10 protein-coding genes and 4 tRNA genes are annotated in these 12,503 nt (G+C 64.6%); 1 reads left to right on the forward strand and 13 read right to left on the reverse strand.

Features of this window, described 5'->3' with window-relative positions; translation table 11 throughout:
• Nucleotides 1-25 precede the first annotated feature (25 nt).
• The 8 genes from ACOZ9V_RS10280 to ACOZ9V_RS10315 all read right to left on the reverse strand — a co-directional run bounded on the left by ACOZ9V_RS10280 (nt 26) and on the right by ACOZ9V_RS10315 (nt 6,819).
• A complete protein-coding gene (locus tag ACOZ9V_RS10280) occupies nt 26-2,068 on the reverse strand; it encodes an alpha/beta hydrolase family protein (RefSeq protein ID WP_434589711.1) in 2,043 nt (680 codons plus the stop codon).
• Nucleotides 2,065-2,670, reverse strand: coding sequence for an HIT family protein (locus ACOZ9V_RS10285; protein ID WP_434589714.1), 606 nt, complete (start codon nt 2,668-2,670; stop codon nt 2,065-2,067). The genes ACOZ9V_RS10280 and ACOZ9V_RS10285 overlap by 4 nt, the downstream gene beginning before the upstream one ends.
• The gene (gene thrS, locus ACOZ9V_RS10290; RefSeq protein WP_434589717.1) at nt 2,667-4,673 is read right to left on the reverse strand and encodes a threonine--tRNA ligase; all 2,007 of its coding nucleotides are present in this window, start codon (nt 4,671-4,673) and stop codon (nt 2,667-2,669) included. Before thrS ends, ACOZ9V_RS10285 begins: the two co-directional genes overlap by 4 nt.
• A 196-nt stretch (nt 4,674-4,869) precedes the next feature.
• A complete protein-coding gene (locus ACOZ9V_RS10295) occupies nt 4,870-6,183 on the reverse strand; it encodes a DUF4352 domain-containing protein (protein WP_434589719.1) in 1,314 nt (437 codons plus the stop codon).
• A 255-nt stretch (nt 6,184-6,438) separates the two neighbouring features.
• Nucleotides 6,439-6,510, reverse strand: a tRNA-Val gene (locus ACOZ9V_RS10300).
• A 37-nt stretch (nt 6,511-6,547) separates the two neighbouring features.
• A tRNA-Val gene (locus ACOZ9V_RS10305) sits at nt 6,548-6,619 on the reverse strand.
• Nucleotides 6,620-6,649: 30 nt separating this feature from the next.
• A tRNA-Cys gene (locus ACOZ9V_RS10310) sits at nt 6,650-6,720 on the reverse strand.
• Between the two features lie 26 nt (nt 6,721-6,746).
• Nucleotides 6,747-6,819: transfer RNA gene (locus ACOZ9V_RS10315), tRNA-Gly, on the reverse strand.
• A 136-nt stretch (nt 6,820-6,955) separates the two neighbouring features.
• Between ACOZ9V_RS10315 and ACOZ9V_RS10320 the strand changes: the two genes are divergently transcribed.
• Nucleotides 6,956-7,432 carry a TIGR02611 family protein gene (locus tag ACOZ9V_RS10320; RefSeq protein WP_434589722.1) on the forward strand — a complete coding sequence of 159 codons (477 nt, stop codon included), beginning with the start codon at nt 6,956-6,958 and terminating at the stop codon, nt 7,430-7,432.
• Nucleotides 7,433-7,494: 62 nt separating this feature from the next.
• Here ACOZ9V_RS10320 and zapE read toward each other — a convergent pair whose 3' ends face one another.
• The 5 genes from zapE to ACOZ9V_RS10345 all read right to left on the reverse strand — a co-directional run bounded on the left by zapE (nt 7,495) and on the right by ACOZ9V_RS10345 (nt 12,441).
• Complete coding sequence (zapE, locus tag ACOZ9V_RS10325; protein ID WP_434589725.1) at nt 7,495-8,502, reverse strand: cell division protein ZapE; 1,008 nt, start codon at nt 8,500-8,502, stop codon at nt 7,495-7,497.
• Nucleotides 8,503-8,665: 163 nt separating this feature from the next.
• A complete protein-coding gene (gene era, locus ACOZ9V_RS10330; protein WP_139467362.1) occupies nt 8,666-9,604 on the reverse strand; it encodes a GTPase Era in 939 nt (312 codons plus the stop codon).
• Nucleotide 9,605: 1 nt separating this feature from the next.
• Complete coding sequence (locus ACOZ9V_RS10335) at nt 9,606-10,913, reverse strand: hemolysin family protein (RefSeq protein ID WP_248283853.1); 1,308 nt, start codon at nt 10,911-10,913, stop codon at nt 9,606-9,608.
• Between the two features lie 8 nt (nt 10,914-10,921).
• Nucleotides 10,922-11,410, reverse strand: coding sequence for an rRNA maturation RNase YbeY (gene ybeY, locus ACOZ9V_RS10340; RefSeq protein ID WP_172169763.1), 489 nt, complete (start codon nt 11,408-11,410; stop codon nt 10,922-10,924).
• Nucleotides 11,407-12,441: a PhoH family protein gene (locus ACOZ9V_RS10345; protein WP_434589730.1), complete on the reverse strand. Its 1,035-nt coding sequence runs from the start codon at nt 12,439-12,441 to the stop codon at nt 11,407-11,409. The genes ybeY and ACOZ9V_RS10345 overlap by 4 nt, the downstream gene beginning before the upstream one ends.
• Between the last annotated feature and the right edge of the window lie 62 nt (nt 12,442-12,503).

Raw genomic sequence — 12,503 nt, forward strand, 5'->3', positions numbered from 1 at the left:
TGCGCGGTCCCGGCCAACTCGGCGCTCATGACGCGGAGTCGGCCGCTGCGGCCACAGCGGGATCAGCTGCCTCAGGACGATGTCGGCCATCCTGTGACTGTTCCCGATCTTCGCCGCCCAGACGGCGATCCCACCAGTCGAGGATGGCTTCGAAGCGCTGCCTGCGGTGGCGGGGCTGCCCGGCCCGGGAGAGCTCGTGGTTCTCCCCGGGGAAGATGAGCATCTCGGTGTCGACCCCGGCTCTCTGGAGGGCCGCATAGTACTGCTGTGCCTGCTCCAGCGGGCAGCGCAGATCGAGTTCCGAGTGCATCACCAAGGTCGGTGTGCCGACCTGTGGAGCGTGGGCCAGAGGTGATTGGGCCGCGATCGCCTCGCGGCTGCGGCTCGTGTACTCCTCGGTGAAGAAGCGGCCGATGTCGGAGGTCCCGACGAAGCTGTCGGGGTCGAGGTAGCCGCGTTCGACGATGGCGGCGCGGAAGCGATGGTCCGCGGCGATCGTCATGGCTGTGAGATATCCCCCATACGATCCGCCCTGGATGCCCAGACGGCTGCGATCGAGGGAGGGATCGAGGTCGAGGGCGTGATCGAGGACGGCGAGCACATCGGCCATCGCCGGTGCCGCCATGTCTCCTTGGACGGCGGTCCCCCAGCTGCGGGTGCGGCCGCCGGATCCGCGAGGGTTCGAGAACACGACGGCGTAACCTGCGGACGTGAGCACCTGGGTCTCGTCGAACCACGAATGCGTGTACTGGGCGAAGGGCCCGCCGTGGATGTTGAGGATGACGGGGAACGGCCCGTCGCCGTGCGGTTTGGCCAGCCAGCCGGTGATCGGCCCGGAAATGCCGGGCACCCGCAGCACCTGGGGCAAGACGGAGTTCGCCGGTGCCGGATGCTCCTTGACGATCACAGAGGACCCCAGCGCCGAGGCGGCCCCGGACTCCGTGGGTCCGCCGAGGGCGATGCGGCCGAGCACGGCCGGAGAGTGCGGGGTCGACCCGGTGAAGACGAGCGTTTCGTCGTCGGCATAGAAGCCGTTGACGACGGTGGTGTCGTCGGTGAGGAACTCGAGCTCATTCAAGCCGATCTCTGCGGCGTCGAGGCCGATGCGAACGACCCGGGTGGCCCCGTCTGTGTCGACGGCGGCGATGACCGCTCCCCCCTGGATCTGCGGCGGGATCGGTGCCAGCGCGACGGTCTCCGGGTCGGTCAGTCGCCTCGTGGAGCCGGCCGATACGGTGTGGATGAAGAGCCCGGGCATCTGGCCGACGAAGTCGAGTTCGTCACGGGTCAGGGCGTTGCCGATCAGCACAACGGTGTCTTCGTCGAGCCACCGGTGCAGACCGACGTCCATGGACGGCAGCTCGAGTGGCGTCGGCGCCTCTCCCCCGAGCAGCCAGACCGTCGAGCGCAGATCGGGCTGCCCCCGGTCGGGGTGAAGCGCGGAGACCACGGACACTCGCGTGCCGTCCGGGGAGAATTGCGGATCGTGGACGTCGCTGTCCGGGGTCGTCAGCAGAGTCGACAGCGGAACTTCGGACGCCCCACGCAGGCCCACGGTACCGAGACCGGGTTCGGCGAGGTCGACGAGGAAGGCGCGGGCCGGACGGTCGTTCGTATAGCCGAGGCCGTTGGCCAGGTAGGAGGCCGTGGTGATCCGGCGTGGAGCTTCTTCGGCCGCCGGAATGGCATCGTCGAGCCCGTAGCGTCCGGGTTCGGCGACGCGGGCGACGTAGAGAGCCCTGGAACGGGTGTCGTCGAGGGCGAATTCGGACACGCCCAGGTGGTTGTCCGTGATCTGGTGTGCCGTTTCCAGGCTGTCGCCGACGAAGAGCTGCGGGGCGACTTTCTTCTCCGCGCTCAGGTACCCGGACCAGTTCGGGCCGCACTGTGGGTTCGAGTCCGACCATGAGTGGGTCAGCCGTCTGGAGCTGTCGTCGCTCAAGGAGAACAGCTGGGAGAGGTAGCTGTTGGTCTCGAGATCGGGTCGTCGGATCGTGATGACGGCGTCGTCGCCGCGCAGCACGGGTGAGGAGTACTCGGCAAGAGTGCCGAGGTCTTCAGGATTCATCTGTTCCATTCCTTTTTGAGCCGTGCCTGCACATCGGCGTGCACTTGCGGCAGGGCTTTGGTCTGGGCGATCACGGGCAGGAAGTTCGCGTCTCCGCCCCAGCGTGGGACGACGTGCTGGTGCAGGTGGGCGGCGATGCCTGCGCCGGCCACGGGTCCTTGGTTCATGCCCAGGTTGAATCCATGAGGACCGGATAGCGCCCGGATGACGCGCATCGCCTTCTGCGTGAACTCGGCGAGTTCGACGGTCTCCTCTTGGGTCAGATCCGTGTAGTCGGCCACGTGACGATAGGGGCAGATCAGCAGGTGGCCCGGGTTGTACGGGTAGAGGTTGAGCACCGCGTACACGTGCTGGCCGCGGGCGACGATGAGTCCGTCCTCGTCGGTCTTCGACGGCGCAGTGCAGAACGGGCACTCCTCGGCGCGGTCGTCCTTCGGTTTGTCCTGTCCGTCGATGTAGACCATCCGGTGCGGGGTCCACAGACGCTGGAATCCGTCGGGTTCCCCGGGGAACCCGACGGCAGCCTCGGGGTAGGGAATCCCTTCGCCGAGGCGGCCGTCCGAGTTCTCTGCTGCGGTTCGGCTGTCGTCGCCTCCGCTCATACCTGGGCCTTGGTCTCTATCGCGTCGAGGATCCGTCGCACCGCCTCGGCGACGGGGACGCCGTTCTCCTGTTCGCCGTTGCGGAAGCGGAAGGACACGGCACCGGCGTCGCGGTCCTCTCCGCCGGCGATGAGGGTGAAGGGCACCTTCGACTTCGAGGCGTTGCGGATTTTCTTCGGGAATCGGTCGTCGCTGTCGTCGATCTCGACGCGGACCCCGGACCTGCGCAGCTGGTCGGCCACCTCGGCGAGGTAGTCGTTGAACTCATCGGCCACGGGGATGCAGGTCACCTGCACGGGCGCCAGCCACACGGGGAAGGCACCGGCATAGTGCTCGGTGAGCACGCCGAGGAAGCGTTCGATGGAACCGAACTTCGCCGAATGGATCATCACCGGCTGTCTGCGGGAGCCGTCGGCGGCGACGTATTCGAGTCCGAAGCGCTCGGGCTGGTTGAAGTCGAGCTGGACGGTCGACATCTGCCAGGTGCGGCCGATGGCGTCGCGGGCCTGGACGGAGATCTTCGGGCCGTAGAAGGCGGCGCCGCCCGGGTCGGGGACGAGTTCGAGCCCGGTCTCCTGAGCGACCTCCTCGAGCACGCTGGTGGCTTCGGCCCACTGTTCGTCGGAGCCGATGAACTTGTCGGCCTTCTTTCCGTCCTCGTCGCGGGTGGACAGTTCGAGGTAGAAGTCGTCGAGGCCGAAGTCGCGCAGCAGGCTGAGCACGAAGTTCAGCAGGTGGCGGATCTCCTTGCCCGCGTCTTCCTGTGCCACATAGGAGTGGGAGTCATCCTGGGTCAGGGCGCGGACGCGCGTGAGGCCATGGATGACTCCGGAGGCCTCGTCACGGTAGACGGTGCCGAACTCGAACAGCCGCAGCGGCAGGTCGCGATAGGAGCGGCCTCTGGAGCGGTAGATCAGGTTGTGCATGGGGCAGTTCATGGCCTTGAGCCGGTAGGGAGTGCCCTCCTTGACGACTTCGCCGGACTCGTCGCGGACCTCGTCGACGGACATCGCCGGGAACATGTTCTCCCCGTAGTAGGGCAGGTGTCCGGAGGTGTAGTACAGCGTCTCTTTCGAGATGTGCGGGGTCCCGACGTATTCGAAGCCCTCGTCGATATGACGGGCGCGGACGTAGTCCTCCATCTCGCGTTTGATGACCCCGCCCTTGGGGTGGAAGACGGGCAGGCCGGAGCCGAGCTCTTCGGGGAACGAGAACAGGTCCATCTCGGCACCGAGCTTGCGATGGTCGCGACGCTCGGCTTCGGCGATGCGGTCTTGGTAGGCCTTGAGGTCGTCCTTCGACGCCCAGGCGGTTCCGTAGACGCGCTGCAGGCTCGCATTCGCCTGGTCGCCGCGCCAATAGGCCGCCGAGGATCGGGTGATGGCGAAACCGTTGCCGATGAGCTTGGTGTTGGGCAGGTGGGGGCCGCGGCAGAGGTCCTGCCAGACGACCTCGCCCTTGCGGTCGACGTTCTCGTAGACGGTGAGTTCACCGGCGCCGACCTCGACAGAGGCCTCCTCGTCGCCGCCCTTGCCCTTGTCGTTGATGAGTTCGAGCTTGTACGGTTCGTCGGCCATCCGCTCGCGGGCTTCTTCTTCGGAGACGACGACGCGGTTGAAGGTCTGACCGGACTTGACGATCTGGGCGGCCTTCTTCTGAATCGCCTTGAGGTCCTCAGGGGTGAAGGGTTCGGCAGCGTCGAAATCGAAGTAGTAGCCGTCGGTGATGTAGGGCCCGATGCCGAGCTTGGTTCCGGGGAAGAGCTCCTGGACGGCCTGAGCGGTGACGTGACCGGTGGAGTGGCGCAGGATGTCGAGTCCGGCGTCGGAGTCGATGGTGATCGGAGCGATCCGGTCTCCTGACTGCAGCTCGCGGCTGAGGTCGGCGGGTTCGCCGTTCAGCCACATGGCGACGACTGTGCGGTCGGTGGAGAAGATCTCCGTTCCGGTCAGACCCTCTTTCCAGGGAATGCTTTCGCCCGCGCAGTCGATGCTGTCTGCCACTGATCTTCTCCGTTCGTCATGTGTTTGTTCGACCGGCCCTTGCGGTGGGCTGGTCATCCTCAGATTCTAGTACCAATTCGCTTGTGACAAATCAGTTGGGTGGCAGTCGAATGACTGCCACCCACACTGAGTCTGCCGAAGCCTGCACCCGAGGCGTCAGGGCCGAAAGGGCCTGGTCACCTCGGGGAACAGGGTGTCACTGCTTGTAGAACTCGAAGTCAGTGCCCTTGCCGAGGTCGTCGATGAGTTCGAGCTTGAGGTGCATGCCATCGATTTCGGCCTTGGGGACGGCGTAGGCGAATTCATAGGTCGTTTCGCCGCCGGCAGGAACCGGATCGGTGAAGGCCAGAGAGCCCTTGTAGTTTCCGCCGTCGAAGACGTCGTCATATTCCGTGCTGCCGCCGTTGTTGGCAGTCAGGTTCGTGAGAGTCATCTCGACATCGGAGCTCGAGTTGTTCTTCACGGTCATCGTCACGATGGCGATCTCACCGTTGGTCGATTCGGCTCCGGAGGCGGACGACGATGCGGTGCCCTCGCGGACACTGATCTGGGCAGTGACGTCGGTGCCGATCTCGACCTCGCCGGCCTGAGCAGGTGCGCCGGCTCCGCCGTCGGAGCTGCCGGAGCCCTGGCTCGGGTCCTGGCCCGCACCCTGGCTCGGGTCGGCGGGGGCGGATGAGCTGGCGGCTTCGTCGATGGCCTTGCCGAGCATGCCGATGCCGAGGATGGTGAAGATGACGACGGCGATCGAGATGACGACCGACACAATGCCGAGGATGATGCCGGTGATGTTGAGGCCCTTGTTGCTGGCCAGGCCCTTCTTGACCGCGGAGAGTCCGACGAAGCCGAAGATCACCGCTGCGATGCCGAAGAGAGCGCCGCCGCCGAAGACGAACGCGCCGAGGACGCCGACGATGCCGCCGATGAGGGCGAGGATGCCCCAGATGTTCTTCGAGGTGTTGCCGCCCGACCCGGATGGGTACTGGCCGTAGCCGGAGTTGGGGTTCGCCGGGATGAACTGATCGGAGGATCCGTCGGCACCGGCGTAGGCCGGCTGCTGGCCGTACTGGTTGGCGTCGTATCCCTGCGCGTTGGTGTCGTAGGGGTTCTGTCCGTACTGGTTGTCCCCGTACTGATTCTGGTCAGGCTGGCCCTGACCGTACTGGTTCTGATTGTTCGGGTCCTGGCCGTACTGGTTCTGGCCATACTGATTCTGATCGTTCGACGCACCGTAGTTCGGCTGGGAGCCGTACTGGGGAGCCTGCTGTCCGTACTGCTGCGAGCCGTCGTTGCCGCCCTGACCGTAGTTCGGCTGCGAACCATTGGGCTGGTCGCCCGATGCTCCGTACTGCTGACCGGGCTGCCCCGAACCGTACTGACCGGGCTGCTGACCGGCGTTCTGATCGTTGCCGTAGTTGGGGGCATTCGGCGGCTGGTTGTTCGGGTTCTGCCCGTTGGGGTTGTTGGGCGAACCGTCACCCGAACCGTACGGGTTCTGAGGAGTAGACATAGGTGCTCCGAGTCATCGTCGTTTAGTACAACACCTAGCGTACTAGCAAACCCCTTTGATACCGCATGCTGACCGCGTTTCAGTCCTGGAACACGGTGAACTAAACGTACACAATCCAGTTTCGCGGGTTCAGCCCAGCTTAGAGTGAACAGCCCAGTTTCAAACATGGGCTCTTCGCCCAAAAGTGAGCTATTGCGAAAGAAGCTCAAGCGTGAATGCACGAAGCCCCGAGTGGATCACTCGGGGCTTCTTCTGTGCGCGATACTGGGATCGAACCAGTGACCTCTTCCGTGTCAGGGAAGCGCGCTACCGCTGCGCCAATCGCGCTCTATTCATTTGTTGCACCGGAACCCGAGGGGCCCTGTGCGCGATACTGGGATCGAACCAGTGACCTCTTCCGTGTGAAGGAAGCGCGCTACCGCTGCGCCAATCGCGCTGGTCAACCGACATTCCTGCCGGTCATCCGAGGTGGCGACGGGATTCGAACCCGTGTATACGGCTTTGCAGGCCGCTGCCTCGCCTCTCGGCCACGCCACCGCCAAGGCAGTGCCATGACGCCTCCGAGCGGATGACGGGACTCGAACCCGCGACCCTCACCTTGGCAAGGTGATGCTCTACCAACTGAGCCACATCCGCATTTCTCGCTGCCCGGTTTCCCTGGCAACGAGATATAACTCTATACGCAGGTGGCGACTTACGCAAAATCAGAATCGGGTGATCGTGGTCACACGTATCGATCAAGCTTTCAGGGTCACCATCTTATAGTGGTTGGGTGAATGCAGAGAGCCCGCAGACCCGCCCGAAAGGCTGGTTGTCACGCCACCACCGACAAGGTCCCCGACCGTGGCGGAAACTGCGTCTGGGGTTCCTCCGCTGGCGGCGCACAGTGTTGGCCAACCCGCACACTGCACGCCTCTATCGCACCATCGTCGGCGGCCTCGGCACACTCGTCGTGCTCATCGGACTCGCTCTCGTTCCACTGCCCGGCCCCGGTTGGCTCATCGTCATCATCGGCCTGTTCATCATCTCCAGCGAGTTCCACTGGGCTCGGCGGCTTCTGCACTTCGTGCGCGTGAACGTCGAACGCTGGACGCGCTGGATCATGGCTCAGCGGCTGTGGGTGCGGTGGACCACCGGGGCCGTGACGGCCGCCTTCGTGGCTGTCATCGTGTGGCTCACCCTGAAACTCACCGGCCTGCCCGATTGGGTCCCGGACCTGCGTCTCTTCGATGTGATCGGCCTGCGCTGAGAGACGACCGACGCCCGCCCCACCTTCGTCAGAGGTGCGACGGGCGTCGATGGCCTCTCGGCTCAGGACGACAGAGCGGTCAGTCGCGAGAGGCAGCGCATGTACTTCTTCTTGTACCCGCCGGCCAGCGATTCTTCAGTGAAGACCTTGTCGAGAGCGGCACCGGTGTTGATGATGTGCACATTGCGGTCGTAGAGCCGGTCGACGAGCGCCACGAAGCGCAGAGCCACGCTCTCGTTGTCGATCGTGCGCACGTTCTCCCACACAGCCGCGTCGATTCCGTCGACCATCCGCCCGTAACGTGAAGGGTGAACGGTGGACAGGTGGCTGAGCAGCGCGGAGAAGTCATCGCGAGCCACAACTCCGTCAAGCTGGCTCGCGGCCGAATCGAGTTCGGATTCCGGCAACGGGTCGGCTGGAGCGGTCAGCTCACGGGCACGATAGTCCTTGCCGTCGATGCGATAGACCTCGAACTGATCGGCCAGCGCCTGAATCTCACGCAGGAAGTCCTGAGCGGCGAAGCGCCCCTCCCCCAGAGACCCGGGCAGAGTGTTCGATGTCGCAATGATCTTCACTCCGGCGTCGGTGAGTTCACGCATCAGCCGGGACATGAGCACGGTGTCGCCGGGATCGTCGAGTTCGAATTCGTCGACGCAGACGAGCTTCATCTTCGACAGGTCGTCGCGAGCCCGGGCGAAGCCCAGGGCCCCGACGAGGTTCGTGTATTCGACGAAGGTGCCGAAGGTCGCCGGCTTCTCGTTGGCATGCCAGGCCGAAGCCAACAGGTGAGTCTTGCCGACACCGTAGCCGCCGTCGAGGTAGACGCCCTTGGCACCGGATCTTCCCTTCGAGAACAGCTTGCCGAAGAATCCCTTGTCGGTCGAGCGCTGGGTGAATTCCCGCAGCTTGTTCCGTGCCTCTTCCTGCGAGGGCTCCGCGGGGTCGGTGCGGTAGCTGTCGAAGGACACGTCCTCGAACTGAGGCGGCGGCACGAGACCTGCGATGAGCTCTTCGGGGGCAACCTGTGGGGATCGGTCGCTCAGTGCGACCAGAGTCTGCTCGGCATTCACTCGGCCTAGTCTAAGGCAGGCTCGAGTGCCCGGTTCAACTCGGGCCCAGCAGGGTGGTGCCCGTCACAGGCAACGCATCCGCGGCGCTTCCGCCGTCCGTCTCCCGACCTCAGTCCTCCGCCGACGCGCTGTTCGCATCACCAGCGGCGACCGACCCGGCAGATCAGTTGTTGAAGTCGAAGCCGAGGCGGCCGAGCTGTTTGGGATCGCGCTGCCAGTCCTTGGCCACCTTGACGTGCAGGTCGAGGTAGACCTTCGTGCCGAGGAGCCGCTCGATGCCCTGCCGGGATTCCGACCCGATGGTCTTCAGCCGGCTGCCGCCCTTGCCGATGATGATGGCCTTCTGGCTGGGACGTTCGACATAGAGGTTGACGTGGACGTTCCACAGCGGATTGTCCTCGCGGCGCCCTTCCCGCGGGTACATCTCCTCGACCTGCACAGCCAGGGAATGGGGCAGTTCGTCACGCACTCCCTCGAGGGCCGCTTCGCGCACGAGCTCGGCGATCATCTTCTCTTCCGGCTCGTCCGTGAGGTCGCCGTCGGGGTAGAGCGGAGGAGATTTCGGCAGATGCGCCGCGAGCACCGAATCGACGGTGTCGACCTGGAAGTCCTCGACTGCGGAGACCGGGACGACATCGGCGAAGTCGGCGAGCTCGCCGACGGCCAGCAGCGCCTCGGCGATCTTGTCCTTGGGCACCCGGTCGACCTTCGTCACGAGCGCGACGATCGGGGTCCGTCCGTCCAGCAGCGCCAGCTGGGAGGCGATATAGCGGTCGCCGGGACCGATCGGCTCATCGGCGGGCAGGCAGAAGCCGATGACATCGACCTCGCCCAGCGTGGATGCCACCAGATCGTTGAGTCGGGAACCGAGCAGAGTGCGCGGCTTGTGCAGTCCGGGGGTGTCGATGAGGATGAGCTGGTGGTCGTCCTTGTGGACGATTCCGCGGATCGTATGCCGGGTCGTCTGAGGTTTGGCCGAGGTGATCGCGACCTTCTCCCCCACCAGGGCGTTCGTCAGGGTTGATTTGCCCGTATTGGGGCGACCCACGAAGCAGGCGAAACCGGCTCGATAGTCATCGGGGTAGTCCGTGCGAAATTCCATCTCAGTCCTCTTCCTTCGTCCCCGAACCTTCGGCTGCGGCGGTGCGCTGTGCGTGTCTGCTGTTCTCGTGGGTGCGGGTGACCCGCACGTGCGTGATTCGGTGGCGTCGGCCCTGGCCCTCCATGGCTTCGATCTCGAGGCCCTCGATCGACGCATGCGAGCCGTCGATGGGCACGCGGTCGATGAGCTTCGAGAGAAGTCCGCCGACGCTGTTGACATCGTCTTCGTCGATGCGCACATCGAAGTATTCGGCGAAGTCGGAGATCGACATGCGGGTGCTGATGATGAACGATCCGTCTTCGGCGGCGACGAGTTCGTCATCGCCGTTGTCGTATTCGTCTTCGATCTCGCCGACGATCTCTTCGACGATGTCCTCGATGGTCACCAGCCCTGCGGTGCCGCCGTATTCGTCGATGAGGATCGCCAGATGCGTCGAGTCCAGCTGCATCTGCCGCAGCAGGTCATCGGCCGGCTTCGTCTCCGGGACGAACAGGACGGTGCGGGCCAGGTTGCCCACGGGACGGTCGGCCTCCTCGGGGTGGAGGTGGAGGCGGCGGGCGACGTCCTTGAGGTAGGCGACTCCGCGGACGTCGTCGAGGTCCTCCCCGCAGACGGGGATGCGGGAGAAGCCGGAGCGGAAGAACAGGTTCATCGCCTTCTGCAGGCTCACGTCCGCATCGACGGTGATGAGGTCGGTGCGCGGCACCATCACCTCGTTCGCCGAGGTGTCGGAGAGGTTGAACACCGACTGGATCATCTCGCGTTCGCCGTCTTCGATGATGTCGGATTCGCTCGCCCGCTCGACGAGATCGCGCAGCTGTTCGGAGGTCACGAACGGACCGTCCTTGTACACCTGGTCCGGTGTGAGCAGATTGCCGAGCACGACGAGGATGCGGGTGAGCGGTTTGAGCGCGACGAGGACGATGCGCACGACCCAGCTGAGGTTGAGGCTGACGGCCAGCGACCGGCGCTTGCCGATCGTACGTGGGGAGACTCCGGCGATGATGAAGACCGCCACCGAGGCGGTGATCACCGTGAGGAAGACCATGAGCGGTCCCACGGAGTAGTAGGAATCGTAGGCCAGGGCGATGAACACCGTGGCGAGTGCTTCGAGGAAGTTGCGGACGAAGATGATGACGTTGATGTTCGTCGGCAGGTCCGCGAGGATCCTCTCGACACGCACCGCTGAGCGCTTGCCGTCCTCCTTCGCCTCTTCGACCGCATGGTGGGAGACGTTGAGCAGCGCGGCATCCACGGCGGAGAGGGTGGCCGCGATGATGAGGCACAGTGCCGCCCCGAGGAAGAACATGAACACGATCAGACCTCGGTGGGGGTGGGAATGTCGGTGCGACCGTCATAGCGAGCCGCGAAGAAGGTCAGCAGCAGATGCCGCTGGAGAGCGAACATCTCTTCCCGCGCTTCGGGCTCACCGTGGTCGTAGCCGAGCAGGTGCAGGAATCCGTGGACGGTCAGCAGAAGGACCTCGTCCATCGTCGAATGACCGGCCGCCCGAGCCTGAGCCTCGGCGACCTCGGGGCAGATGATGATGTCGCCCATCTGACCTTCGGTCGGCTTCTCCGGCTCGCCCTGGTGGAGCTGATCCATGGGAAAGGACATCACGTCGGTCGGTCCTTCGAGGTCCATCCAGGTGACGTGGAGTTCGGACATGGCCGCTGAGTCGACCATGGTCACGGCCAGCTCCGCACCGGGGTGCATGTGCAGGGCTTCACCGAGATATTCGGTCAGGGCCACGACTTCGTCGAGGTCCACCTCGGCGTCGGTCTCGTTGAGGATCTCGGTGTTCATTCGGCATTCCCCCACAGGTCGTAGGCTTCGACGATCTTCGTCACCAGCGAATGCCGGACGACGTCCTTGCTGCCCAGTTCGCAGAACTGCAGGTCCTCGATTCCGTCGAGGATGTCGCGGACGACCTTGAGTCCGCTGCGGGTCTTGCCCGGCAGGTCGATCTGGGAGATGTCACCGGTGACGACCATGCGTGACCCGAAGCCGAGGCGGGTGAGGAACATCTTCATCTGCTCGGCCGTCGTGTTCTGTGCTTCGTCGAGGATGATGAACGCGTCGTTGAGGGTGCGCCCGCGCATATAGGCCAGGGGCGCAACCTCGATCGTTCCGGTCTCGATGAGCAGCGGGATCGATTCGGGATCGACCATGTCGTGCAGGGCGTCATAGAGCGGACGCACATACGGGTCGATCTTGTCGTTGAGCGTGCCCGGCAGGTAGCCCAGGGACTCCCCGGCTTCGACGGCCGGCCGGGTGAGGATGATCCGTGAGACCTCTTTGTGCTGGAGGGCGTTGACGGCCATGGCCATCGCCAGGTACGTCTTGCCGGTTCCGGCCGGACCGATGCCGAAGGTGATCGTGTGGTTGCGGATGGCCCTGACGTAGTCGTGCTGGCCCATCGTCTTCGGACGGATCGACTTTCCCCTGGTGGAGAGGATGTTCGTGCCCAGCACCGCCGAGGCGGCCGCTCCCTCGGAGGAGAACGTCGTGACCCTCTCGATCGTCTCTTCGTTGATGCGATGGCCGGCCGCGTGGAGTTTCTTGAGTTCCCCGATGACGCTGACGAAGGCTTCGACGCGTTTCGGGTCGCCGGTGACCTGGACCTGGTTGGCCCGGACGTGGATGTCGAGGTCGGCGAAGGTCTTCTCCAGGGCACGCAGGTTCGATTCTCCGGGACCGAAGAACGCGACGAGGTCGATGGAGTCGGGGATGACCAGTCGCACGGTGTCATGATCGGCACCTTGTGTGTCCGTCACGGCGTCATCGGCTGCGGCACCGTCGCCGGTTGCGCCGGTGTCCGAGTCGGTGGGGTTCATGGAGTTCGGGTTCGGTGGGGTGATGTCCAGAATGTTCCTTTGCAAGTGAGCGCACCGTCACC

This window comes from Brevibacterium sp. 1718, from assembly GCF_051131255.1.
GTDB lineage: Bacteria > Actinomycetota > Actinomycetes > Actinomycetales > Brevibacteriaceae > Brevibacterium > Brevibacterium sediminis.

Bases quoted from the DNA above. Each gene is read 5' to 3' on its own strand.
- ACOZ9V_RS10280 (WP_434589711.1), bottom strand. From the start codon at position 2,068: ATGAATCCTGAAGACCTCGGCACTCTTGCCGAGTACTCCTCACCCGTG.
- ACOZ9V_RS10285 (WP_434589714.1), bottom strand. From the start codon at position 2,670: ATGAGCGGAGGCGACGACAGCCGAACCGCAGCAGAGAACTCGGACGGC.
- ACOZ9V_RS10295 (WP_434589719.1), bottom strand. From the start codon at position 6,183: ATGTCTACTCCTCAGAACCCGTACGGTTCGGGTGACGGTTCGCCCAAC.
- era (WP_139467362.1), bottom strand. From the start codon at position 9,604: ATGGAATTTCGCACGGACTACCCCGATGACTATCGAGCCGGTTTCGCC.
- ACOZ9V_RS10335 (WP_248283853.1), bottom strand. From the start codon at position 10,913: ATGTTCTTCCTCGGGGCGGCACTGTGCCTCATCATCGCGGCCACCCTC.
- ybeY (WP_172169763.1), bottom strand. From the start codon at position 11,410: ATGAACACCGAGATCCTCAACGAGACCGACGCCGAGGTGGACCTCGAC.
- ACOZ9V_RS10345 (WP_434589730.1), bottom strand. From the start codon at position 12,441: ATGAACCCCACCGACTCGGACACCGGCGCAACCGGCGACGGTGCCGCA.